19 protein-coding genes are annotated in these 24176 nt (G+C 46.4%); 10 read left to right on the top strand and 9 right to left on the bottom strand.

Annotated features, from left to right (window positions below):
- Positions 1–210 precede the first annotated feature (210 nt).
- Both AB9P05_RS11710 and AB9P05_RS11715 read left to right on the top strand, forming a co-directional pair.
- Positions 211–2571 (top strand): carboxypeptidase-like regulatory domain-containing protein, encoded by a 2361-nt coding sequence (locus AB9P05_RS11710; protein WP_371909008.1) that lies wholly within the window; start codon positions 211–213, stop codon positions 2569–2571.
- Positions 2571–3434, top strand: coding sequence for a DUF4249 domain-containing protein (locus AB9P05_RS11715; RefSeq protein WP_371909009.1), 864 nt, complete (start codon positions 2571–2573; stop codon positions 3432–3434). The genes AB9P05_RS11710 and AB9P05_RS11715 overlap by 1 nt, the downstream gene beginning before the upstream one ends.
- Positions 3435–3439: 5 nt before the next feature.
- Here AB9P05_RS11715 and AB9P05_RS11720 read toward each other — a convergent pair whose 3' ends face one another.
- The 4 genes from AB9P05_RS11720 to feoB all read right to left on the bottom strand — a co-directional run bounded on the left by AB9P05_RS11720 (position 3440) and on the right by feoB (position 7422).
- The gene (locus AB9P05_RS11720; protein WP_371909010.1) at positions 3440–3823 is read right to left on the bottom strand and encodes a hypothetical protein; all 384 of its coding nucleotides are present in this window, start codon (positions 3821–3823) and stop codon (positions 3440–3442) included.
- 111 nt (positions 3824–3934) lie between these two features.
- Positions 3935–4090 (bottom strand): DUF5522 domain-containing protein, encoded by a 156-nt coding sequence (locus AB9P05_RS11725; protein ID WP_371909011.1) that lies wholly within the window; start codon positions 4088–4090, stop codon positions 3935–3937.
- Between the two features lie 99 nt (positions 4091–4189).
- A complete protein-coding gene (locus tag AB9P05_RS11730; RefSeq protein ID WP_371909012.1) occupies positions 4190–5155 on the bottom strand; it encodes an alpha/beta fold hydrolase in 966 nt (321 codons plus the stop codon).
- 131 nt (positions 5156–5286) lie between these two features.
- Positions 5287–7422 carry a ferrous iron transport protein B gene (gene feoB / locus AB9P05_RS11735; protein ID WP_371909013.1) on the bottom strand — a complete coding sequence of 712 codons (2136 nt, stop codon included), beginning with the start codon at positions 7420–7422 and terminating at the stop codon, positions 5287–5289.
- Positions 7423–7662: 240 nt separating this feature from the next.
- Between feoB and cysS the strand changes: the two genes are divergently transcribed.
- Complete coding sequence (cysS, locus tag AB9P05_RS11740; protein WP_371909014.1) at positions 7663–9171, top strand: cysteine--tRNA ligase; 1509 nt, start codon at positions 7663–7665, stop codon at positions 9169–9171.
- 596 nt (positions 9172–9767) lie between these two features.
- Positions 9768–10748: a M23 family metallopeptidase gene (locus tag AB9P05_RS11745; RefSeq protein WP_371909015.1), complete on the top strand. Its 981-nt coding sequence runs from the start codon at positions 9768–9770 to the stop codon at positions 10746–10748.
- A gap of 79 nt (positions 10749–10827) precedes the next feature.
- On the opposite strand, the gene AB9P05_RS11750 is transcribed toward AB9P05_RS11745, so the two are convergent.
- The gene (locus AB9P05_RS11750) at positions 10828–13767 is read right to left on the bottom strand and encodes an FAD-binding and (Fe-S)-binding domain-containing protein (RefSeq protein ID WP_371909016.1); all 2940 of its coding nucleotides are present in this window, start codon (positions 13765–13767) and stop codon (positions 10828–10830) included.
- Between the two features lie 193 nt (positions 13768–13960).
- On the opposite strand from AB9P05_RS11750, the gene AB9P05_RS11755 reads away from it, so the two are divergent.
- Positions 13961–14305 (top strand): hypothetical protein, encoded by a 345-nt coding sequence (locus tag AB9P05_RS11755; RefSeq protein WP_371909017.1) that lies wholly within the window; start codon positions 13961–13963, stop codon positions 14303–14305.
- Positions 14306–14380: 75 nt separating this feature from the next.
- Here AB9P05_RS11755 and AB9P05_RS11760 read toward each other — a convergent pair whose 3' ends face one another.
- Positions 14381–15559, bottom strand: coding sequence for a cupin-like domain-containing protein (locus AB9P05_RS11760; protein WP_371909018.1), 1179 nt, complete (start codon positions 15557–15559; stop codon positions 14381–14383).
- A 336-nt stretch (positions 15560–15895) separates the two neighbouring features.
- On the opposite strand from AB9P05_RS11760, the gene AB9P05_RS11765 reads away from it, so the two are divergent.
- Together AB9P05_RS11765 and AB9P05_RS11770 are read left to right on the top strand one after the other, a co-directional pair.
- Positions 15896–16267 (top strand): hypothetical protein, encoded by a 372-nt coding sequence (locus AB9P05_RS11765; RefSeq protein WP_371909019.1) that lies wholly within the window; start codon positions 15896–15898, stop codon positions 16265–16267.
- A 204-nt stretch (positions 16268–16471) separates the two neighbouring features.
- A complete protein-coding gene (locus AB9P05_RS11770; protein ID WP_371909020.1) occupies positions 16472–17620 on the top strand; it encodes a hypothetical protein in 1149 nt (382 codons plus the stop codon).
- Positions 17621–17694: 74 nt separating this feature from the next.
- On the opposite strand, the gene AB9P05_RS11775 is transcribed toward AB9P05_RS11770, so the two are convergent.
- From AB9P05_RS11775 to AB9P05_RS11785, 3 genes are all read right to left on the bottom strand, one after another.
- The gene (locus AB9P05_RS11775) at positions 17695–19545 is read right to left on the bottom strand and encodes a peptidase M61 (RefSeq protein WP_371909021.1); all 1851 of its coding nucleotides are present in this window, start codon (positions 19543–19545) and stop codon (positions 17695–17697) included.
- A 101-nt stretch (positions 19546–19646) separates the two neighbouring features.
- Positions 19647–20126 carry a DUF962 domain-containing protein gene (locus tag AB9P05_RS11780; protein WP_371909022.1) on the bottom strand — a complete coding sequence of 160 codons (480 nt, stop codon included), beginning with the start codon at positions 20124–20126 and terminating at the stop codon, positions 19647–19649.
- A 114-nt stretch (positions 20127–20240) separates the two neighbouring features.
- Positions 20241–20759, bottom strand: coding sequence for a DUF4442 domain-containing protein (locus AB9P05_RS11785; protein ID WP_371909023.1), 519 nt, complete (start codon positions 20757–20759; stop codon positions 20241–20243).
- A 106-nt stretch (positions 20760–20865) separates the two neighbouring features.
- On the opposite strand from AB9P05_RS11785, the gene AB9P05_RS11790 reads away from it, so the two are divergent.
- The 3 genes from AB9P05_RS11790 to AB9P05_RS11800 are packed head-to-tail and all read left to right on the top strand — an operon-like array spanning position 20866 to position 24160.
- Positions 20866–22008, top strand: coding sequence for an NAD(P)/FAD-dependent oxidoreductase (locus AB9P05_RS11790; protein WP_371909024.1), 1143 nt, complete (start codon positions 20866–20868; stop codon positions 22006–22008).
- A gap of 50 nt (positions 22009–22058) precedes the next feature.
- A complete protein-coding gene (gene nhaC, locus AB9P05_RS11795; protein WP_371909025.1) occupies positions 22059–23567 on the top strand; it encodes a Na+/H+ antiporter NhaC in 1509 nt (502 codons plus the stop codon).
- Positions 23567–24160: a 3'-5' exonuclease gene (locus AB9P05_RS11800; protein ID WP_371909026.1), complete on the top strand. Its 594-nt coding sequence runs from the start codon at positions 23567–23569 to the stop codon at positions 24158–24160. Before nhaC ends, AB9P05_RS11800 begins: the two co-directional genes overlap by 1 nt.
- Positions 24161–24176 lie beyond the last annotated feature (16 nt).

A 24176-nucleotide genomic window follows, 5' to 3' on the forward strand; every position in this document is an offset into this window, starting at 1 on the left:
AGTCCGGCACGTATATTTGTAACCTGGTTTCTGAAAGTTTTTTTAACTGTTTAAACGCATGCTCAGGGTTATGTGCTCAGGATGCCGCCTGGCATGTAATATTTCCGCTTGAAAAAATTTGAATACCAAGGGGAATCTTTTTCGTTTGGCATACTAAGTTCCTTTGAGGAGAAGTTGTCAGACTCCTGTGTGGCATGATGAACTAAATCGATGAATAGAAAAATACTCCTTACCGGCAGGCTGTTAACCCTCTGCTTACTGCTTATATCAACATTAGTCAATGCTCAGGCTAGCTACTCTGTGAATGGCTATATAACGGATGCATCTACAGGAGAAGGCCTTATTGGTGTGACGGTAGTGGTAAAAGAACTTGAGAAAGGTGCCACTACGAATCCTTACGGATACTACTCCATTACCCTCCCGGCGGGAGAGTATACCCTGGTATATAGCTATATCGGTTTTGAGGAAAAAACTATATCCCTTGACCTCACGGAAAGCAGGACGCTTAATGTGGCGCTTGCGGAGCAGACTACAGAACTGGCCGAGGTGGTAATCTCAGACACGCCCATAGACGAAAATGTACAGAGTACGGACATGGGGGTGAATAAGGTGGACATGAAGACCATAAGCCGGATGCCTGCTCTGCTGGGTGAGGTGGATGTGGTACGATCCATACAACTGTTGCCCGGAGTGAGCTCGGTAGGAGAGGGAGCCTCCGGATTTAATGTACGCGGAGGGGGTGTGGACCAGAATCTGGTGCTGCTGGATGAAGCTCCTGTGTACAACAGTTCTCACCTTTTTGGTCTGTTTTCAGTGTTTAACCCTGATGCGGTAAAAGATGTAGAGCTGATAAAAGGGGGTATCCCTGCCGTGTATGGTGGCAGGCTTTCCTCAATACTGGATGTGCGCATGAAGGAAGGAAATACCCAGCGCTTTACCGGCAATGGCGGCATAGGTACGGTATCTTCCCGCCTTACCCTAGAAGGACCTATCATTAAAGATAAAGCCTCCTTTATAGTGGCCGGGAGGCGCTCCTATGCTGATCTGCTGCTGAAGCTTACCGGAGATGAGGACCTGAGTGACAATACGCTCTACTTTTATGATCTGAGTGCTAAGGGTAACTACCGGATCAACGATAAAAATACCGTATTCCTCTCAGGCTATTTCGGGCGCGATGTATCTAAGTTCTCAGATGAGTTTGCCTTTGACTGGGGCAATGCCACCGGTACGGTGCGCTGGAACCACCTATTTAATGAGCGTTGGTTTGCTAACTTCACTTTTGCCTATAGTGATTACAAGTACTCACTGGGCATACCCGAGGGGGCACAGGCTTTCGACTGGGATGCCGGCATCATAAATTACAATGCCAAAGCTGACTTTAACTATTTTATCAAGCCTGGTAATACCTTCAATTTCGGCTTCAATGCTATTCATTATGAATTCAAACCGGGGCTGATTCAACCCGGTAGCGGGAATTCTATATTTAACCGGCTTGAACTGGATAGCCAGTATGCTGTAGAAGGGGCTGTATACGCAGATCATGAGTGGGAGGTAAACGACCGCATCAGTTTACGGTATGGCCTGCGCCTATCGCACTTCCGCTACCTGGGTCCGCAGACGGTGTATGCGTATGAGGGGGAGACCGGAGAAAGAAAGGAGCCGGTAGATGCTGAAACGTTTACTTCCGGAGAGACTATTGAGGATTACTCTTACCTGGAGCCGCGTTTTTCCATGCGGTATGAACTAAATGGAGTGAGTAGTCTGAAACTGAGCTATAACAGGATGGCGCAGTACATTCACCTTATAAGCAGCAGTACGGCAGCATCACCGCTGGATATATGGTCGCCCAGTACCCGCAATATAAAGCCCGGTATTGCCCACCAGGTGGCTGCAGGGTACTTCAGGAACCTTCAGGAGAATACTATCGAGACTTCTGCAGAGGTGTTTTACAAAACACTGGAAAACCAGGTGGACTATGTGGATGGGGCGGATCTGTTACTGAATGAATTCCTGGAAGGTGACTTGCTGTACGGCCGGGGAAGAGCGTATGGCCTGGAGCTGTATGCCCGCAAAAAAGAGGGACGCCTGAACGGCTGGGTTAGTTACACGCTATCCAGAAGCGAACGCCAGGTGGATGGTATAAATAATGATGAATGGTATGCAGTAAAGTATGACAGGACGCATGTGCTGAATGTGGTGGGCCTTTATGACCTGAACGACCGGTGGAATCTAAGTGCCAACTTTGCCTATGCCACCGGGGTCGCTACCACCTTTCCTAATGCGCGGTTTGTGTGGGATGGCATCACAGCACCTCATAATACTGAGCAAAAGCGGAATAATTACCGCATTCCGCCTTACCATCGTCTGGATCTGTCTGCTACACTGAAAGGGCGCAGCAGAGGACGATTTAGCCACGAATGGGTATTTTCAGTATACAATGTATACGGACGCAGAAATCCGTTCACCATTTACTTCCAGCAAAATGAAGACATGCCTCAGAATACCGAAGCGGTAAGGCTGTCCATATTCGGTACCATCCTACCTTCTGTCACCTTTAACTTTAAATTCTGATGCGGAGACGATTATCTCTCAGACTATCGACTTATCTGATTCTGTTTATTCCCGCTCTCATAACATGGGGCTGTGAAGATGTGGTGGATATAGACCTGGACCAGGGGGAGACACTGCTGGTGGTAGATGGTAATGTGTATGACAATGAGGGGCCTTATACAGTCAGGCTTAACCTGACTGCGCCATACTTTGCAAATGCTCCGCTGCCTGCAGCCGAGGGGGCCAAGGTAACCATCACTGATAATGAAGGAACCAGTGACCGGCTTACCGAAACGGACCCCGGGGTGTATGTAACTGATTCACTACAGGGGGTGCCGGGTCGCACGTATACATTAACGGTGGACTACGCTGGGGAGACCTATACCGCTGTAAGCCTACTGAGGGCGGCCCCGCAAATAGACTCTGTGTACTATACATTTGAAGAAGAGCAGGCCTTCCAGGATGCGGGCTATTTTCTTTACTACTATGGACCTGAGCTACCCGGACAGGGTGACCACTACCGGCTTAAGGTGTACCGGAACGGGGAGCAACTAACAGATCCGGATGATTTGATATTTTTCCCTGACCGCCTTGTAAATGGTAATTACCTTTTTGACTTACAGATAAATTCTGACCCTTTTGAGGAGCAAGATGAGTTCAGCCTGGATCTGTTGTCCATTACCGAGAGCCATTACTTTTACCTGCTGGAACTACAGGAGCAAACCAATAATGGGGGCCTGTTTTCCGATCCTCCGGCTAATATCCGGACCAATGTGGTAAATACGAATCCGGACGGACCGGCAGCAGTAGGCTGGTTTACCGCAGCAGGCATTAATTCGATTGAAGGCAGTATAGAAGGAAATGAAGGGGTGGTGTACCCCTGAATTAATTAAAGGATATGAAGCTTCAGGGCCATTTTCGCCTTGGTCACATCGATGGGCTTATCCACCACCTGCTCCTGGGCAATGATATGCATCCATTCTTTACTGATAAATATCTCACGGATGATCATAAAGTCCTTTTCTTCGCCGTCCTCAAACTCCTTTACGATCTCGTACTTACGTACATGAATGACCGTTGGCTCATCTTCACCCTTAAGTGTGAGGCGTAAAAAAATAGTGCCTTCGTCAGGGCGGATCTTAAAATCTAGCATTTCGTCGAGATACTTATTTAATACTTTTCCGAGTATGAACTTAAACGTACCGTCTTTGGCCGAGCGGGCTACGTCCTCTACATTATCAGCTACTGTCCTAAGAATATCCTTTAAAGCCATTTATCAGTTTTTATCTTTTCTTACCAACTTAGGAAACGGCAATCAGTTAGCGAAATACTTAAAATATAAAAAAAGAGGAACTTTATTCTATATAAATCCGGGGGTGCCTGGTTATTTTTCTCGGCGAAAACCATAAGGGCAATGGCGGCAGCCACTTTGGCAGCAGTGCCCACGTTTCCGGTGGTATCTTTCTGTAAAGACCATGAAACCGTTTTCTACGTAGTAATCCTTACCCTCTTCCAAAACAGGACGTTGTTTACCATTCATGCCAGTCCTTTGATTGACCTTATGACCAAAGGTATAAATTCCCGCAAACCAAAACGATGGATAACGGAGATTATAATAAAAGTATAGGGTGGCTGCAGATTACTTCATAAATCCAGCTATCGCCTCATAGTAAGCCTCTGGGTTTTCTATCCAGGGGTAAGAAGCACTTTCTTCTATAAATTGTAGAGAAGCGTCTGGAAATGAGTCTGCCAGATTCATGGCATGTTGTTTTCCATTGATGTCAAATTCTCCCTGAACCACTAATACCGGGCTATAAAATCGCATAAGATCATCGCGTAGATCATATCCGTCAGTTCTCATTTGCCTGATCATATGACTATAGACTTTTTCATTGAACAGCGTGATGTCAATTACTCTATCCTCTAATTCAGACGCATACTTCTCTTTGTTATGCAATTGAGCAAGAGCAGAAATGCGGAGTAATTCCTGACCCAGCAGTAAGGGATCACCACCATTGCTGAGACTGTCTTTAATTTGACCTATCAGATTCCTTTCATAAGGAGACACTTTCTGCACCATACGCGAGCCATAATCCTGAAAGTACCCCATATGTGTGCCTGCCGAGCCACTCAATACCACTTTGTTCACGTGAGAGCCATATTCGGCCATATAAGCCATCGCCAGAATTCCGCCCCATTTATGCCCGAATAAGATGATCTTGTCATCTCCCCTGGACTTTCTCAAGTATTCGATATCTTCGACATAGCCCTTCAAAGAAATAGGCTCTGCCTCCATATCACCGGAAAAATTGGCATGCTTTGATTCAGGCACTACTGCGGTGTAGCCGTGGTCAGCAAGCGCTTTGCCTACCTCATCCAGGTAGTGGCTGTTCATGCCCGGTCCGTCTGCAAAGAGGTAAATAACCGGGCCTGAGCCTTGGGTGCGGTAAGACAAGACCTTTCTGCTTTCCTCGTTGGCTACTGATTCGGTAGTCTCTAGGGAAGCATTTGAAGCGAGTAAAGTCTGCTCTTCATTTTGGGCCATAGATAGGCCAGGCAGACAGAATAAAGAGAAAGAAAGAATGAAAGTAAAAAAATGGTGCATTAGATAAAAAAGTTATGATACCCGAAAAAGGGTAATTTTATAACAAAATTATCTGCCCCATTGATTACAAAAACCCGGAAAAAGTAAGTTGTATTGCCTGAATATCAGGCTATTTATAAAACAGGGGCATTTCAGCTCATCAGCTGGTAGGTAATTAACGCGCCCACATATGCCATCAGTGTCATATATCCTGTTTGGATAATTGGCCATTTCCAGCTCTTCGTTTCTCTTTTTACAATGGCAAAGGTACTCATGCACTGCATGGCAAACGCATAAAATACCAGCAGGGAAAAGGCCACCGCCGGGGTATACATAGGGCCTCCGGTACGGGGGTTGATCTCAGAGCGTAACCTGTCCTGTATGGTGGTAGCATCCTCAAAGTCCTCACCTATGCTATAAATAGTTGCCATAGTGCCTACGAACACCTCCCTGGCGGCAAATGAGGTTACTAGTGCGATACCGATCTTCCAGTCATAACCAAGTGGCCTGATTACTGGCTCGATAAAATGACCAAACTTGCCCGCAAAGCTGTGTTCCAGCTTATAGCTCGCTATTCGTACGTCTATCTCATTTTCACTCAGACCTGCAGGTGCCTCGCTGCGTACTACCTCTTCTGCCCTTGCCATTTCTTCAGCAGGGCCATACGAGGCCAGTACCCATAGCACGATGGATATAGCAAAGATTATTTTACCTGCTTCAAATACGAAGGTTTTTACCCGGTTTAGAATAGTAAACCCGACGTTTTTCCACCTTGGGCTCCGGTAAGAGGGTAATTCCATTATCAGAAATCCCGTAGCCTCATGCTTCATGACCCACTTCATCAGTACAGCCGTAATCAATGCCCCGACTACACCAAGCATGTAGAGGCCCAGCAGTACTATACCCTGTAGATTAAGTACTCCAAAATAGGTGGTGTCGGGTACCACCAGTGCTATAAGTATAGCATATACGGGCAACCTGGCACTGCAGGTCATAAAGGGTGTGACAAAGATGGTTATCAGTCTGTCGCGGGTGCTTTCGATTGTGCGGGCCGCCATTATAGCTGGTACAGCGCAGGCCACACCGGATAGCATGGGTACCACACTCCGTCCATTAAGGCCAAACTTGCGCATGATTTTATCCATCAGGAATACCACACGCGCCATATAGCCGGACTCCTCCAGTAAGGCGATGAAGGCAAAAAGAAGAGCTATCTGAGGGATAAATATTACGATACCCCCTATGCCGGGAATAATACCTTCTGCAAGTAGATCCGTAAGCGGGCCTGCCGGGAAGTACTGTTTTACCAGTCCACTGCCCTCCGAGAATATCAGGTCGATAAAATCCATGGGTATGGTGGCCCATGCGAATATAGCCTGGAAGATCAGGAAGAGAACAACGGTAAAAATAAGGTAGCCGAAGATTTTATGCGTAAGCACCTTATCCAGCTTGTCCGAGAAGGAAGGCTTTTCCTCTTTCTCCTCAGGCCAGCGTACGGCCTCTTTCAACATATTATTGATCTTGGCGTAGCGCTGGGTGGTTTCCTGCGCCTGAGCCTCCTTCTTGTTAAAGCCATAAAGGTCATTCCAGCCCAGGATACGGCTCCTAAGGTCAGGATCGATCCAAGTATTCTGTTCAGCCTGCATCGCCATCTGGTATCCCTGGTAAGGGTTTTCCAGGCCACAGGCTTCATTTATTTTTTCCAGTACGGGAGAAGATGTGCCGTTGGGCACCCAGAAAAGACGGCTGGGACTTGGTATCTCTGTAGTCAGTAAGTGCTTTAGCTTATCGATGCCTGTTCCTTTGCGCGCGTTCATTTTCAGCACAGGGATACCCAGCATTTTGCCCAGGTAGGCTTCATTGACGAAGATACCCAGGTCTTCAGCAATGTCCACCATGTTTAGGACCAGCACCACCGGTACCCCCAGGTCATATATTTGTGAGAACAGCAGCATATTTCTGCGCAGGTTCGTCACGTCCGCTACCACCACAGCAATATCCGGTTTCACAGTGGCATCGCTACCGCTCAATACCTCAAATACCACACGCTCATCGGCCGAACGGGGGTAAATGCTGTAAGTGCCGGGGAGATCGATTATTTCTGCTTTGGTTTGCGCATCAAGGCGGAGAGAGCCGGTCTTTTTGTCTACCGTAACACCCGGGAAGTTGCCTACCTTCTGATTTAGCCCGGTAAGGTGATTGAATAAGCTGGATTTACCGGAGTTGGGATTCCCGATAAGAGCTACCTTTAACTTCCTTTCGCCTTTCTCCGCTATTGTTTCCTTCATAATACGTGTACGGTACAGAAGCGCCCCGGCACGCGGGGTAAAACGCTGCGCATATTCACCTACAAACCTACTACTATTTAGAATTAGTTCAAATTAAAGTCACTATAAAGGGACACATCCTTTTCAGAGGCCTGAAAAGCAATTTTTCTTCCTTTCCTTGCCAAAAAATCATTTATTTTGTCGCCACACCCAATTAGCGCTGTCTCCGGGCAGCCATTTTGGTAAACAAAGAAAGGCATTATGCGCAACGATACGATCAGAGATGTTTTTATATATAACTCCCTGACCAGGAGCAAGGAGAAGTTTGAACCTATAAATGAAGGGCTTGTGGGACTATACGTTTGCGGCCCTACTGTTTATGGTGATCCTCACCTGGGGCACGCGCGTAGTGCGATTACCTTTGATATTGTTCGCCGGTACCTCGCTTTTTTAGGCTACAGGGTACGCCATGTGCGTAATGTGACTGATGTAGGGCACCTCGAAGATGAGCTTAGCGGGTCAGGTGAAGACCGCATCAGTAAAAAAGCCAAGCTTGAAAAGCTGGAGCCTATGGAAATAGCCCACTCCTATACGCTCAGCTATCGCGCGTCTATGGATAAGCTTAATAACCTGCCCCCAAGCATTGAACCAACTGCCACCGGGCATATACAGGAGCAGATCGATATCATCGAAAAGATACTGCAAAATGGCTATGCCTATGAAGTGAATGGATCCGTGTATTTCGATCTGAAAAAATATACTGATTCACACGAATACGGAAAGCTTAGTGGTAAGGTGCTTGACGACCTGGTTGTGGGTACCCGCGAAACGGAAGGGCTTGATGAAAAACGCAGCCCCTTTGATTTTGCTCTCTGGAAAAAAGCTAAACCTGAGCATATCATGCGATGGAAGAGCCCCTGGAGCGTAGGGTTTCCAGGCTGGCACCTTGAGTGTACGGCTATGAGTACCAAATATCTGGGTAACCCCTTTGACATCCACGGCGGCGGTATGGATCTGCAGTTTCCACACCACGAGGCAGAGATTGCACAGAATGTATGTGCTACCGGTGAAAGCCCGGTAAACTATTGGATGCATAATAATATGGTGACAATAGACCAGCAAAAGATGGCTAAGTCTCTGGGAAACTTCATCAACCTTGAGGAGTTCTTTACCGGTGATCACGAGAAGCTGGAGCAGGCCTATACACCTATGACTGTACGGTTTTTTCTGTTGCAGGCCCATTATCGCAGCACCATAGATTTTAGTAACGAGGCCCTCAAGGCGGCTGAAAAAGGCTACAAACGGCTGATGAACTCCCTTAAAAATGTAAGGGCTATGGAATATGCCGGTAAGGGAGAGCCTGACAAGGCATGGCAGGAAAAGATTTCCAAGAGCATACAGGACTGCTACACTCATATGAGTGATGACTTCAATACAGCCAGAGCACTGGCGTCATTATATGAGCTTACCTCCTTTTTTAATGAAGTACATGCCGGTAAGCTGCAACCTGCTGTGCTTGGTAAAGACCTGTTCGAGAAAGCCAGAGCTACTTTCGATGGTATGATAACGGACGTGATGGGACTGTTGCCTGAAGACGGTGGAGGGGAGAAGCGATTAGAAGGTACCGTAGAGCTGCTCATTGAACTTCGCAAGAAGGCTAAGGAAGAGAAGAACTACGATGTGAGCGATCATATCCGTGATGAACTTAAGAACCTTGGCATACAATTAAAGGATGAAAAAGGGGGCGGTACTACATTTACACTTGACTGAGTCGGGAAGTGAAATGCTGGGTTTACATGACAGAAAATTATGTCCTTAATGTACTGAACAGTAAGTAATAAGTGGGAAAAAGTTAATTTATACTTCAGCTTATTACATAATTTGACATGTAAAAAAGCCCGGGAAGCAATTAGCCTGCTACCGGGCTTTTATTTTCTCTTCATGGTTTCGTTCAAAACACCTTCCCGATTTTTCTGAAATGGGTATGGTGAAGAAAAGTTTCATGGATTAATCTTATTAATTAACACTGTTATTTTAAAGAATTGGCTATCAGAAGTGTAAAGGCGGTTGTTGTGTGCCTCATACTTCAGGGTAATTTCAAAATAGTAGTATCCTGTTTTACTATTCTAATATTCGCTATCTGGTATTTGATTCCCGGTTTCCAGATCGCTTATTTTGCAACTTGATATTGTGATATTGTTTTAGCGCTGCGCTTCTTTTTTATGCTGTGAAAAAGTGCGGCACTTTTGCGGAAATGCTACACGATACAAGCCTATGCCTCATTTGGTTGGGTATTTTATCCCGATTTGTGTCTTTTTGTATTTCCGGCCCGGTTGAATTTACCGGGAGCCTAAAAACTTGACCTAATGGCTCGAATAAAATACTACTACAATACTGAGACGTGCCGTTACGAACGCGTTCAAACCAGAACCTCCGACATCATTTTCAATGTGCTGGGGATACTGATTCTGTGTGGTTTTTTCGGATTCATCAGTTTTGCTGTTTACATGCGCTTTTTTGATTCCCCGAAAGAAGCCAGGCTGAAGGAAGAACTCCAGGAGATGGCCTTTTACTACCAGAAGCTCGAAAAAGAGGTCTCCTCTATGGATAAAAAAATGGTAGACCTGCAGCAGCGTGATGACAATGTTTACCGTACTATTTTCGGGGTAGATCCTTTGCCCGGTGAAACCCGGCAGATGGGTGTTGGTGGTGTGGATCGATACAAAGCACTCAAGGCTAGCCGTTTGTCTGATAAAGAAATGATCCTGAGTCTTAGTAAGTCAGTAGACGAGTTAAAGCGTAAGGCCACAGTCCAGCACAAGTCATATGACGATATCATGAAACTTGCAATGAACAAGGACAAGATGTGGGCTTCCATACCTGCCATACAGCCTATCAGTAATAAAGAGCTTACCCGACTTAGTAGCGGCTTTGGTTATAGAATACATCCTATTTATAAAGTAAAGAAACTTCATACCGGCATTGATTTTTCGGCTCCTACCGGCACGCCAATCTATGCAACGGCAGATGGTAAGGTAGTAAAGCTTAGAAACGCTAAAACCGGCTATGGTAAGGAAATCGAAATCGATCATGGGTATGGCTTTAAGACCAAGTATGCCCACATGAATGATTTCAATGTGAAAAGAGGGCAGACTGTTAAACGTGGCGAATGCATAGGCTACGTAGGTAGTACAGGTACCAGCACCGCCCCTCACCTTCACTACGAAGTAATGAAGCAAGGGAAGAAGATTAACCCTATGCACTACTTCTTCGGTGACCTGAATGCTGAAGAGTATGAGAAAGTTGTCGAGCTGGCCACTATTGAAAACCAGTCACTGGGAGGCTGATCGACTCAGGCGGATGTGAATAAGATTTGAACCTTATTGTTATGGACATACGAAAACCTGCTCTGCGGAGCAGGTTTTTTTATTGTGCCAGTGCCTGCCACAGTACTTCCACCGGGTGCAGTGCCACCCGGTCCGTACCGTCCTTGATCTGATGGCGGCAGCTCGTACCCGGCGCGCATACGATAGCTTCTGCAGGGGTGTCCCTCACAGCCGGAAAGAGTACCAGCTCACCGATACTCATACTCAGGTCATAATGCTCCTTCTCATAGCCGAAGCTACCGGCCATGCCGCAGCAGCCGCTTGGTATCAGGCGTACTTCATATCCGGCAGGAAGAGTTAAGGCCTTTTTGCTAAAGACCAGGCTACTCAGTGCCTTTTGATGACAGTGACCATGCAGGCGAACCAGTCGCTTCTCCGTTATAAACTGTTCCGGGGTAATATTCCCTGCCTCACGCTCAGCGGCGATGAATTCTTCAAACAGTAATGACACCTCGGCCAGGGCAGTCGCCTTAGCACGCATATCTTCCGGCACAAGTGAGAGATATTCATCCCTCAGCGTAAGCAGGGCAGAGGGTTCTATACCTATTACAGGGATGCCTTGTTCTGCCAGGCCAGCAAGGGCATTCACATTTTTAATGGCTATTTCCTTTGCATCGCGAAGCAACCCCTTACTTATCCATGTCCTGCCGCTTTCTTCATGCTCAGGCATCAGCACTTTGTAACCAAGCCGGGTTAGTAGCCTGAGGGCCGTTTGCCCCACGGGTACGTCGTTAAAGTTGGTAAATTCATCACAGAAAATGGCAACTTCCTTAACAGGTCTGGCAGGCTGTGCAGGTGCATGATCGTTAAACCACTTTCGCAGAGTGGTTTGATGAAGCGGAGGGAGCGACCGGCTAGGGTGAAATCCGGCAAGCTTCCGAAATATCCCGCCAGTGAATTTATTGCCAACCAGGAAATTATAGGCGCCCGGGAAGATACTCGCCAGGTCATTGCCCTTTGTGTAGTTAGCTACCAGCCTACTACGAAATGGCACCCCATGCACATCATAATGCTGCTGCAGGTATTCAGCCTTCATCTTACCTACATCCACATTGCTGGGGCACTCAGCCTTGCAGCCTTTGCAGGAAAGGCACAGGTCCATCACTTCACCGATCTTCTTATCTGCAAATGGATTTCCCTCCGCCTGGGTAAGAACTTCTCTCAATATATTAGCCCTGGCACGGGTAGTATCCTTCTCATTATGCGTAGCCATGTAGCTTGGGCACATGGTGCCCCCCGTCAGGTGCGTTTTCCGGCAATCACCGCTGCCATTGCAGAGCTCTGCGGCACGTTGTATGCCATCCGCCTCGCTAAAGTCAAACACCGTTTCAAAATGTGGAGTCTTCTGTCCCGGCCAGTAGCGCAGGCTCTCATTCATAGGCGGAGTATCCACGATCTTGTTCGGGTTAAAGATATGCTCCGGATCCCAGACATTCTTCACTTCTTCCACAAGAGCGTAATTTTCATCACCGATCATAAACCGGAGAAATTCCCCCCTCAGGCGGCCATCGCCATGTTCGCCACTCAGAGATCCGCGATACTTTTTTACCAGGGTGGCAATCTCCTCCAGGATTTTATGAAAAAGCCTGTTTCCCTCATGTGTTTTTAGATCCAGAATAGGGCGAAGGTGCAGCTCTCCGGACCCTGCATGCGCGTAGTGCACACAGTAAAGGCCGTGCTTTTCAAGAATTATGTTGAAATCTGCAATGTAGGCCGGCAGATCATTCACATCTACAGCCGTATCCTCGATTACCGGCGCAGGCTTGGCATCCCCCTTAATATTACTGAGCAGCCCCAGCCCTGCTTTACGAAGATTCCAGGCGCGCGCTGTTTTTTCCCCAAATAAGAGCGGGAAGTGGTAGCCAAGGCCTGCCTCACGCATGTCCCCTTCCATTTCTGCCACCACCTGTCTCACCTCCTCTTCTGTCTCCTTACTGATTTCCACCATCAGTATTGCCCCCGGTTCACCTTCTACAAAAAACCGGTTTTGCCGCTGCTCAATGTTTGCCTTAGTGCATTCCAGTATATATGCGTCCATCAGCTCGCTGGCAGACGGGTTATACTTCAGGGCAATGAGGTTGGCCCGCAATGCCTCATCCACATTATTGAAGTGTACGCAGCAAAGCCCTTGTGTAGCCGGAGGCAGAGGGTCTGCATGTACCTTTATTTCCGTCACCAATGCCAGCGTTCCTTCCGAGCCAGCCAGTAGCTTACAGAAGTTAAAGGGCTCATCAGTATCAACAAAGGGAGAAGCCTCCATAAGCAAATCCAGTGCGTAGCCCGTATTTCTCCTCGGTATGGATGGTTTAGGAAAGGCCTCAATGATTCGGTTCCGGTTACCTTCATCACTGAACATATCCCTGGCCGATAGATACAATTTCGTTTCAAGGGCCTCCTCAGGGCCATTACACTTAGCCTCAAACTCCCTGTTGGTGAGAGGCCCAAAGGTCACTTCCGACCCATCACTAAGGAGTGCTTTCACCTCCAGCAGGTGGTCACGCACACTGCCATACACCACCGAGTTAGCCCCACAGCTGTTATTCCCCAGCATGCCACCTATCATGGCACGGTTAGCCGTGGAAGTCTCCGGCCCGAAGAACAGGCCATGCTCTTTCAGAGCCATGTTCAGCTCATTACGGATCACTCCAGGCTGCAGCCTCACCCAACCTTCTTCTTTGTTTATTTCCAGGATACGGGTAAAGTGCTTAGAGATGTCCACCACTATCCCTGACCCTACTACCTGCCCGGCCAGTGATGTGCCTGCCGCGCGGGGTATGAGTGAAACCTTGTGCTTTCGGGCAAAACGTATCAGTTTATTGAGATCTTCTTCCGATTTTGGAATGGCCACGGCCAGTGGCAGTTCGCGGTATGCCGAGGCATCGGTGGCATACAGTATCCGCATGGTATCGTCAAAATAGAAGTCGCCCTCCAGCTCCTGGCTGAGTGAGCTAAGGGATTGGTGTATAGATTTTTCGGCCATCACTCCAAAACTCGCAAATTCCAGGCAATGTTGAAATCAATTTCGTCCGATAATGTCAAGGGAGGTGTACGATTTTGGTACACTATTTTTGCTATAACCCCTCTTTAATCACGTCCAAGGCCTTTTTTGCCTTTTGGCACGTTGCTTGGCTATAGATACATACCCAAGGTCAAGAACTCAAAACATTACGATTATGAATACCCTGAAACTCTTCTTCTCTTCTAAAGTCAATTTGCTTAGCGTAATAATCTTACTTGTCGTAAGCCTCAGTTCATTCGCTCATTCTAAAAAGGGTGGAACAGAACTCAAAGCTTCTTCTGAAGTATACGCGCTTACCGGTGAGTTTATCGACGGCCTGTCTGGCCCTGAGGCAGAAAGTAAACACACCTACCGGTTTGTAGACGCTGAAGGCAACGTCCAAAGCGAAATGATAGTAGCCGAAAGGGAGGCACTGGAGCAAAAAGAGTTGCAGAGGCTGCTGCTGAACAGTGATAAGCTTTTCAGCAGCCAGGGAACATCATACTACCTAATCGACTAACATCTGGCATTTAACGCAGTCGTGACACTGTTTATTTGGTTGAAAAGCGGCCCGCCATCTGGCGGGCCATTTTTTTTATATTGAAATTGCGGCTTTATTTTCCTGACTGTATATCTTTCCTAAGTCTATATAAGACTCCGCCATATCTTTGGTGAAGTACCCATCATCATCTGTTTCAAATCCTTTCCCTATTTCAAGCATATCAAGGGTTTTGCAGGCGAGACCCTCGTTGATTACGCCCCCCTTTTGGAGCTCCTTGACCAAGAGGATAGCTTCTTCAATAGCTAGGTTTACATCACTTATTTCTTCTATGTCTTCACATTTTAAAATGTAAGTCCTACGGATTTGCTCTTCCATACCTGCGCAAGCGAGAATTGAGGCCAGCTTATAATTTCCTCCTTTTTTTGCATACTCACAGTAGTCAAATATCTCCTCGAATCTGTCTACGCCAATTAGCTGTGAGTATTGGATAGGAATATCATTATAAAAAGCATGCGCATAGCGGGTAATCCCGGGGAGCATTAACTGTTCTACATAATTATCCCACCAAATTGCGACAGAAATACTTAGGTCCAGGTTTTCAACCTGATGAAAACAACAGGAAGGGATAAACAGGATGTCCCCTGAATTAATGACGACTTCAGCGCTTTCTGCTTTAGCAAAATCAGGATGTTTATCCAGATCAGGGGCATTGATATTAACTCTGCTTAAGTGCGGACTTTTAGTGCCCAGCGGATGACAATACAGGTTCCCTATTTGCTCAGCATGAAACAATGTAATCTTTTTTTTCCCGTAGTACTGGATTATGAAATTATTGAAGGTATCATAGTGTAGCGAGGTAATAGTATTTTTAGCTCCTATCCATAGCCTCTCATTATCTATTATTTCTTCATGAAGAAAATCAGGGTTCCAGCAATTCTCTTTTAGTTCTTCAAGTATATTCAGGAGAGGCCAGTGCTGCAGGTTAAGGTACTCCTTACCCACCTCTACACGGTCCATATACTCTGAAAAAGCAATGTGCTCATGCTCAGCCATCACTATGCCTGTTTCCGGATCAATAATGTATTTTCCGCTATCGGCAGAATTAGCAACGATTTCCATGTCCCCAATAATGGATTTTAGCCCTGCCGGAGTCCAATTTTCCAGCTCCTTTTTACTCAATTGTCCTTTAATTATAACAGGTTTACCAGGCTGGATATATTTTTCGAAGAATGTATTTTGGTCTGGCAAGAAGTCAAGTCTTTCTACTTTCATAGGTATTTGTTTTTTTCAATTGAGGAAAGAATATAGCAAAAATTAAGGCTCTCCTCCATTTTGATTGTGCTGTTCTGAATTCCCTTTTGAAATAAGGTTACTTTTTATGCCTGCGGATACTAAGTGGGCTATTAATTCACGCTTGGTTTCAAATAATTGAAAATCAGCTTTTTAATGTCGTTCACTAGCGTTCATTACTGTACGCTTCCGAACATATTTAGAAGCGTTAAACAGCTAAATATGCCATTCAGAGTATTCTGAGGCGCTTTTTTAGTTTTGGCACGTGAGTTGGCATTATAGAAGTAACCAGGTCAAAAACTCAAACTCACTAGTATTATGAAAACTGTAATCAAACACATCTTCGCAGCCAGCCTATGTTTATTTATCGTGCTGTCAGGCACCGCGCTGCACGCAAAAGATACCGGAAATGATATGACCGGTTCTGAAGCTGAGGAGCGGGTGTTGACTGCAGAAGAGACTGAGGTCTACGAACTACTTGAAGAAGTAGTGGCTGAATTTGGTCTTGAAGAAAGTAAGACCATCCTGCCCAACTTTAGAGTAAAAGTCTATAATTCAAAGTCAGAGTTGATATATGAAGGCAGCCACCAATTGGCAGATATACCCGCAGATCCGGAGGTAAGAAAGGTGCTTCAAAAAAGCGACCTGATGTTTGAATCCGGAAACGTTAAGTACTATATGTTAAGATGAAATGCTTAAAAAACCGAACCCAATAAAAGGCTCTCTGCTCATATGCGGGGAGCCTTTTCTTTTACAACAGCATTAGCACTTGGCATAATAAAGTTCAATATTCTGTCATTTAAGTTATGTTTTTTAGGTAAATTATGAGTCTGTAATTTTCGTAAAACCATGTTGCTTGCTGATACACAATTGGTAGCGACTAAAACAAAAGCTATGAAAAAGAATCTACTGGTGCTTATATGCACCACGACCATGCTATGGTCATGCCACAAAGAAGAAATCGGCCATCCTGCCGGCGAGATTACTAATCATGAAATATCGGCAACTTCCGACCCTGTCGGGGGGCAGTTCGTTGAGTACAGCATTCCCGAAAGCGAATCGGAAGCTGCCGGCTCCGTAGCCTCCTTTGAGCAGGTACTGGAGGCGTACTCTAGCGGTGAACTTAATGAAGAAGACGTGCTATCCGTAAATCCTGCCTATGCAGAATGGGTTCTGGAAGCTACCTTTAACAAAGCACATGCACACCAAACGCAAGAGGAGTACTATTCCGAGCCAGACGCACTTTCTGTCTCAGTCAACCTTCCTGTAATAAACGAAGGAGAAAAATTTTATGTCAACGGTTATCAGCTTGCTGTAGCCTACCAGGAGCTATCTGCTATGGCAGTCGAAGGAGGTTTTGAAATAGCCCCTAACTCAGACCTGGAAATAGTAAGCTTGGAAGGGGGTACTATGGAGGTGACGCTCTTCTTAAGCCGGAAGTGGTTCAATCCTTTCGGTCCGGTAGCACTGGGTCCCGATGATGACTATAAGGCCTACGTGAAAACTAAATGCGATGGAACGGGCAACATAAATGCGGCTGATCGCCTGACAAAGGCTCACCGCTCACTGGTGGATTTTATGGCTTACCCCTGGTACTACAATGTGAAAAAGTACTACATCAGAAACAATAAAGTGTCCTCACCTTATTACCGCGATATATTCGATTACCGTTTGTATTACCATGCCTATGATCCGTTTGGGAGACTCGGCTGGTATCATGCCTACAATGTTTCTAAAACCAGCTTTGATGATAAGTTTTTAGGAGGGGCCTCTGTAAGCGGAGTTTCAGGGGCCACTCAGTACGCCCCGGGCTACTGTGTGGATGATACGGAAATGGTATCCCTTAATAATGACTTGAAATATGTGCTCAGCGAGGTGAAAAAAGATATTCCTAATATCAGTAGTATAAGAGTCTGGAGTGACAAGCAATTCAATTATAGCACCATTAGTGCCAGAACTCACCATAACCTTGAGTTCCGTGGCGCTTTTCCCGTAAGAGTTATGGGCCCCTCTTACGAGCCTGCTAATCCTATATTACTCTAACACGGACCCCGTAATAAGGCATAAAAAGCGGATAACTTTTCAGGGTTATCCGCTTTTTTTGACCTCTAAGACCACTAGTTAGTAGCCTCGTTTAGCCAGGCATTCTGTATGTTTTGCTGTTCCGGAGTCAGATCCTCCATATATTGAATAAGGTAATCACTTTCCACCGCAATCGTACGGGCTTTAGCCTTCAGCCTCTTCTTTTTAGTCTTTCCGTTTTGCTCCCTCAGCACAGTCACTTTTACCTTATCTCCAGGCTCTACTTCAGACTTGAATTTATCTATCGCTTCTATAACATTGTTAATGGTCAGGTCCACGCCATTAAAGTTCATGATCACGTCACCTTCTTCAAAGCCCATGTCCTTACCAAATTCATTCATGTCAGACGTGCTGGCAATTGCCAGGCGCGTAGTGTCACCGTTTGGCATAAGGTCCAGGTTACCCAGTGTCAGTTCCTGCCTTACTGCCCCTCTTTCAAATTCAACGCCCGCTTCTGCCAATAACTCATCCAGAGGAAGTGGCTCAGTGCCTGCTACATGACGTTCCAGGAAGTCGTTGATCTCAGGGTAGGTCATCTCTGCAATCACGCTGAAGAGCTCATCGTCTTTAAATGGCTTTTCTTTTCCGTAGTGTTTTGCCAGGTCCCGGATCAGCCTCTGCAGGTCGTATGTGCCTTCAGATAAGCTAAGAAGTTTCAGATCCAATGCCAGGCCAATGAGGGCACCCTTCTCGTATACGTTACCGTACTGCCTTTCGTACTTGTCCAGTACATTCTTGCTCATTACAGTAAAGGGCAGCGAGTCATTGTATTGCTGCGACCTTCTCATCTTACCCGCGATCCAGTTTAGCCAGTCGGACCTGTCCATCAGGCCATATTTAGCCTGAACAAGTCCTGCGCTGTATTCTGTAACTCCTTCATATAGCCACAGGTGCTTAGACATTTCAGGGTTAATGAAATCAAAATACTGTATCTCTTCCGAGTGGATATTCAGCGGCGTAACAATATGAAAAAATTCATGAGCAGAGATATCCGTAATGGTAGAGGCAAGGGCTTCCGTATTATTAATGAGCGGCAGGAAGTATAGAGAGGAATAACTATGCTCCAGCGCACCATATGAGCCCGAGTAGCTTGGCATGCTGAACAGGTAGATCAAAAATGCATACCGGTCTACCGGTAATTTACCACCCAGAAAAGAAACCTGTGCCTGTAGCATTTCCTTTACCCGGTCCAGCACGAAGTCCGCCCGCTGTTCCCCGTCCGGAGAGTATACAGATACGAGTACTTCCGTGCCGTTCAGATTGATAGATGCTGTATCCGGTTTAGCATACATCAGAGGCGCATCCGCAAGGTTCACATAGTTTTCTGCGTAGAATACATCCAGGGTATCAGTCCGGCTGGTTTCTTTAAGGCTTGTGGCACCGAAAAACTCAGGCTGATGGGCTATGTGAAGGCGGTAGGGTACTTCTTTCATGCCTTCCAGGTACCCCAGAAAAGTAAATGTGTTCAGCACAAAATTCTGAGAGGGCTCAAAGTTAGTCCCTGCCGGCTCAAATACCGTTTTGCCCTTGCGTGAGTCCCACGTGTCATCCGCCTGGTAAGTCACCTTGTGAAGCCGGTTAGCTTCACCTATCAGTATGCGGTTTTCCGTAATTCGTGTTATTGGCAGCGTGTCACCGTTCTCAGCTATGGCGTTAAATTCACTGATAAATCTGCCGAAGTCATTAATTTCATACGTGCCGGGGACAATTTTCGGCATGCGAAACTCAATGCTGTCGCGGTCGATGGGAGGCACCATCATGGTGACAGTCAGCTTATCATTTATCGTCTCCCTCAGGTCAGTGTATACATCGTAGCCTGAATTTTGTGCTATGGCTGTACCGGTTACGCAAACGATAGCCGCGAAAGCCAGAATATTCTTGATCATTGAAAATTTGCTTCAGTTGAACCGCCAAAACTAATGATATGGCTGGTCCTTTCCATTATAAAAATGTATGAGCGGCATACATTTTATGTGCTTTCCGGAAATTAGTAGGGAAGGCTGAGTTTTTTGAAAATGAAATGCATAAGCCAGGCGGGGCCTATGAGTAGAAACTGCAGGTCTTTAAGGAAGGATGGCTTTTTACCCTCCACCTTATGTCCGTAAAACTGACCTACCCAAGCCAGGAAAAAGATAGTGAGGCAAATAGCCCATAGAGGAGCCAGGGCCACTTGGTCCAGTAGAAATACTCCGTACAGGCAGATAGCAGACCATACTACCATACCAAAAAAGAGAGGAGGAGATAAAGTAAGGTAGTAAACCAGTACCAGCAGAAGTATCACAGTGGCCCAGTTGGCAAATGCCCCCGCCCATGGAAAGGCTTCTGAAAGAAGTGTAGAGGGAATAGACCAAACCAACCCTACGATACTGAAAAATATCAGCGGTACACATATCCAATGGATCAGCTTGTTGGTTTCATTGCGATGGCTCTCCCCGTATTCGGAAAGAAGTTGATCTATTTTTCTCATGGTTATTAGGTCTACTTATTCAATATATAGCTTTCAAACACCAATTTTACTATCATAATATAGCATAAAACAGTCAAAAATGCACCCTGAATGCATATGTATGAATCCGACCGTTTATGCAGATTTCACCTTTGTGCGTACTTTACTCCATTCTTTCACCTGCCAGTGTACTTTACCTGTAGTAAGCTGGTTGCCGGTTTTATCATGAATATGCACCTCACAGGTCACCACTACCGCATCGTGCCCTTTCAGTGGCTCCACTATCTTTTCCTGTATCCAGTCGTCTGATAGCTCAAACCGGGCAACCGCATCAGTTTTTCCTTGGTAATGATAATCCATCTCCAGTGTTTTCATGATGAGGCGGTACCGGCTGGCTGGCAGATGCCTTATCATAAGTATTCCTGTGGTAAACTCTGTGAGTGTGGCCAGGGCACAGGCATGCAACCCCCTGATATGGTTTAAATTACGCTTACGGTATGGGATAAAAGACACCACATGGTTACTTCCGATCTCCCGTATTTTGAAACCATGAGGTTTATTAAAAGGAATCATCCGGTCCAGGGCCAGATTCATGATCCGAAGCCAGAATCCGCTGGATTCGGCTTTTTCCATAAGCTTCTCAGGGTTCATCATAATTTTTTTTCAGGTAAAATTTTGCGCCTAATATACATGTATTATGTAGTTTGTGCTTTCTACCTGACCATCAGGTAAGGCTACACCATCAAAAAAAGTCTGCATAATGCTGAGTTTTTGGGAAAAACAATCTTTTGTAGAGTACGACTATGTGATAATAGGGGGCGGAATTACCGGCCTTTCTACTGCTATATCTATTAAAGAAAACGCCCCCAAAGCAAGGGTGGTAGTACTGGAAAGAGGTATTTTCCCGAGCGGTGCCAGTACCAAGAACGCGGGTTTTGCTTGCTTTGGATCTATAACCGAATTGCTAAACGACCTGAATACACTGGGTCCGGAGGAAACAAAAGAGCTGGTAACTGAACGGTGGGAAGGACTGAAAAAGCTAAGAAACCGGCTTGGGGAAAAAGAGATCGGCTACAAGGCACAGAATGGGTATGAACTTATTCGTGAGGCAGAAGAGTATGCCCTGGGAAAAATTGATGAGGTTAATGATCTGCTCATGCCCTTGTTTTACCAGGAGGTATTTACGGACAAACCCAAACTTCGGAAGAATTTTGGCTTCAGCAAAGACCACGTGCTTACCGTGGTGGAAAATAGCTTTGAAGGCCAGATAGATACTGGCAAAATGATGCGCCGGCTTATAGGGTATGCCTGTGAGCTTGGTGTGTTGCTGTTAACAGGTGCCGAGGTGCAAAGTCTCGAGGAGCACGCCGGGCATGTGGAGGTCATAGTGAAAAACACACCTACTAAGGATGACGTGCGGATCAAGGCAGATAAGGTGGCTTTGTGCACAAATGCCTTCTCCAAAAAGTTTCTGCCCGATATAGAAGTAGCACCGGGCCGGGGCTTGGTGCTGGTGACCAAGCCTTTTAAAAACCTCAAGTTCAAGGGTGTTTTTCACTATGATGAAGGATACTACTATTTCCGTGACTATAAAGACCGTGTCATTTTCGGAGGTGGCAGAAACCTCGACCCAGATACTGAGGCCAGTACTGAGTTTGAGGTAAATCAGCGTATTTTTGATTTACTCAAGCGTCAGTTAGAAGTAATGATCATGCCAGGCCATGAAATACATATTGAACATTCCTGGGTTGGCATTATGGGGTTTGGAAGCACTAAGAAGCCTGTGATCCAAAAAGTTTCCGACCGTATTTTTGCTGGTATTCGTCTGGGAGGCATGGGGGTTGCTATCGGCAGCCGGATTGGCGAACGCCTCATGAAAATGATGATTAAGCCTAAAGTTTGATTTTTTCCTTAAATTACTCGCTGTTTTAAAGAAATTTTCGACTACTGTATATGGATAAAGTCCAACGAAGGCCTGCAATTTGGGAGGCACTTATTCCTGTTATCTTCCTTATTGTTGCCCTCTTCTTTAATGTATTTTACATTTTTGGTGATGCGGCGCTGGACGGAAGTAATCAAATCGTACTCCTTCTGGCTGCCTTTGTGGCAGTAATCATCGGGCTTCGTACCGGCATGTCCTGGGACGACCTGCAAGACGGTATGGTAAAAAGTATCAGTGCTGCCATGCCCAGCATTTTTATTCTGCTTATGATCGGTGCCCTGGCGGGTACATGGCTCATAAGCGGTATAGTCCCGGCCATGATCTATTATGGGCTCGATATTCTTAATCCCACTATCTTTCTCTTTGCCGCCTGTATAGTCAGCGCCATTGTGTCTGTGGCTACAGGCAGTAGCTGGTCTACAATAGCCACCATCGGTATTGCGCTGCTGGGCATTGGCGATGCGCTTGGCCTGAGCAAGGCAGTGGTAGCAGGTGCCATTATTAGCGGCGCCTACTTTGGTGATAAAATGAGCCCCCTTAGCGATACCACCAACCTGGCACCAGCCATGGCTGGTACCGATCTCTTTACCCATATAAAATACATGGCCTACACCACAGTGCCCAGTATCGTCATTACCCTGCTCATCTTTCTTGGTATAGGAATATATCAGGGCGGTGATGGCCAGATAGCCGATACCGAGGCAGTACAGGCGGCCATAGGGCAGGCGTTTAACATTAATGGCTGGCTATTCATTGTTCCAGCATTAGTAATCTTCCTGATAGTAAAAAAGGTGCCGGCCTTTCCGGCCCTCCTGATCGGAACGCTGCTCGGAGGCCTTTGCGCCATTATCTTTCAGCCCCAGATCATTACCGGGCTTGGTGGCAGTACATTCAACCGCGAGATAGTCTTTGAGGCGGGTTCCGGATGGGAGTATTTCTTCAATTCCTTCAAAGCCGTTATGATGGCCATGTACGGAGATGTGACCGTAGCTACCGGCAATGCTGAAGTAGACGGACTACTTAGCACCGGGGGTATGGCCGGTATGCTTTGGACCATATGGCTTATTATCTGTGCCATGATCTTTGGAGGGGTAATGGAAAAAGCCGGCCTGCTGCAGCGCATTACTGATCCGATTATCCAAATGGCCCGCTCAAGCGGCTCCCTCATTCTCTCTACCACAGTAAGCTGTATATTCTTCAACGTAACTGCCTCTGATCAGTACTTGGCTATTGTAGTGCCCGGCCGTATGTTTGCCGGCCCCTATCGTGAGCGCGGGCTTAAGCCTAAAGTACTTTCGCGTACACTGGAAGATAGCGGTACAGTTACCTCTGTGCTAGTACCATGGAATACCTGCGGAGCCACACAGGCAGGCATACTCGGTGTGGCCACCGGTACCTACGCCCCCTATTGCTTCTTTAACATTATAAGTCCCTTCATGACCGTTCTATTCGGTTATGCCAATATCAAAATAGCCCGGTACAAGGATGGTGAGGCAGAAAGGAAGAAGGAACTCGTCTGATGTCCCTCTTTCCAAAGCATATCACCAAAGATCAGGTAAACCGCCTTCCATTAGAACGTTATGAGGGTAAACTGGCCGTTATAAGCCGGTCAGACAAGCTTGCTGATGCTGTACAGCGTATACGCAGTGAAAAGGCCGTAGGCTTTGACACTGAAACCAAGCCCACTTTCCGCAAAGGGCAATATCATCATGTATCACTGCTGCAGATAGCCGTACCCGGCATGGTTTATCTCTTTCGGCTAAATTACCTCGGCATGGCCCCTGAGTTGCGAGAGATTTTTGAGGACCCCCGCATCACAAAGGTTGGCATAGGCATACGTGATGATTTACTGGAAATGCAGAGGCTGGGGCACTTTGAGCCTCAGAACATCCTCGACCTCAATGATGAGGTGAAACACCTGGGGGTGAAAAATGCAGGCGTAAGAAACCTTAGTGCCATTTTTCTTGAATTCAGAATATCCAAGAGCCAGCAAACTAGCAACTGGGAACGTGATGAACTTACAGAGAAGCAGTTACGCTACGCAGCTACCGATGCCTGGGTGTGTCTTCAGATCTATAACCGGCTGCAGGACTGGGGCTATCTCGACGAATAATTAAAATATAGGTACG

This window comes from Roseivirga sp. BDSF3-8 (assembly GCF_041449215.1).
Taxonomy (GTDB): Bacteria; Bacteroidota; Bacteroidia; order Cytophagales; family Cyclobacteriaceae; genus JBGNFV01.

What these genes read in the sequence shown, in the direction of transcription:
- AB9P05_RS11730 (WP_371909012.1), bottom strand. Translation starts at nt 5,155, where the DNA reads ATGCACCATTTTTTTACTTTCATTCTTTCTTTCTCTTTATTCTGTCTG.
- AB9P05_RS11720 (WP_371909010.1), bottom strand. Translation starts at nt 3,823, where the DNA reads ATGGCTTTAAAGGATATTCTTAGGACAGTAGCTGATAATGTAGAGGAC.
- AB9P05_RS11790 (WP_371909024.1), top strand. Translation starts at nt 20,866, where the DNA reads ATGCTGAGTTTTTGGGAAAAACAATCTTTTGTAGAGTACGACTATGTG.
- nhaC (WP_371909025.1), top strand. Translation starts at nt 22,059, where the DNA reads ATGGATAAAGTCCAACGAAGGCCTGCAATTTGGGAGGCACTTATTCCT.
- AB9P05_RS11785 (WP_371909023.1), bottom strand. Translation starts at nt 20,759, where the DNA reads ATGATGAACCCTGAGAAGCTTATGGAAAAAGCCGAATCCAGCGGATTC.
- AB9P05_RS11715 (WP_371909009.1), top strand. Translation starts at nt 2,571, where the DNA reads ATGCGGAGACGATTATCTCTCAGACTATCGACTTATCTGATTCTGTTT.
- AB9P05_RS11725 (WP_371909011.1), bottom strand. Translation starts at nt 4,090, where the DNA reads ATGAATGGTAAACAACGTCCTGTTTTGGAAGAGGGTAAGGATTACTAC.
- AB9P05_RS11765 (WP_371909019.1), top strand. Translation starts at nt 15,896, where the DNA reads ATGAAAACTGTAATCAAACACATCTTCGCAGCCAGCCTATGTTTATTT.
- AB9P05_RS11745 (WP_371909015.1), top strand. Translation starts at nt 9,768, where the DNA reads ATGGCTCGAATAAAATACTACTACAATACTGAGACGTGCCGTTACGAA.
- AB9P05_RS11770 (WP_371909020.1), top strand. Translation starts at nt 16,472, where the DNA reads ATGAAAAAGAATCTACTGGTGCTTATATGCACCACGACCATGCTATGG.
- feoB (WP_371909013.1), bottom strand. Translation starts at nt 7,422, where the DNA reads ATGAAGGAAACAATAGCGGAGAAAGGCGAAAGGAAGTTAAAGGTAGCT.
- cysS (WP_371909014.1), top strand. Translation starts at nt 7,663, where the DNA reads ATGCGCAACGATACGATCAGAGATGTTTTTATATATAACTCCCTGACC.
- AB9P05_RS11750 (WP_371909016.1), bottom strand. Translation starts at nt 13,767, where the DNA reads ATGGCCGAAAAATCTATACACCAATCCCTTAGCTCACTCAGCCAGGAG.
- AB9P05_RS11760 (WP_371909018.1), bottom strand. Translation starts at nt 15,559, where the DNA reads ATGAAAGTAGAAAGACTTGACTTCTTGCCAGACCAAAATACATTCTTC.
- AB9P05_RS11800 (WP_371909026.1), top strand. Translation starts at nt 23,567, where the DNA reads ATGTCCCTCTTTCCAAAGCATATCACCAAAGATCAGGTAAACCGCCTT.
- AB9P05_RS11780 (WP_371909022.1), bottom strand. Translation starts at nt 20,126, where the DNA reads ATGAGAAAAATAGATCAACTTCTTTCCGAATACGGGGAGAGCCATCGC.
- AB9P05_RS11755 (WP_371909017.1), top strand. Translation starts at nt 13,961, where the DNA reads ATGAATACCCTGAAACTCTTCTTCTCTTCTAAAGTCAATTTGCTTAGC.
- AB9P05_RS11710 (WP_371909008.1), top strand. Translation starts at nt 211, where the DNA reads ATGAATAGAAAAATACTCCTTACCGGCAGGCTGTTAACCCTCTGCTTA.
- AB9P05_RS11775 (WP_371909021.1), bottom strand. Translation starts at nt 19,545, where the DNA reads ATGATCAAGAATATTCTGGCTTTCGCGGCTATCGTTTGCGTAACCGGT.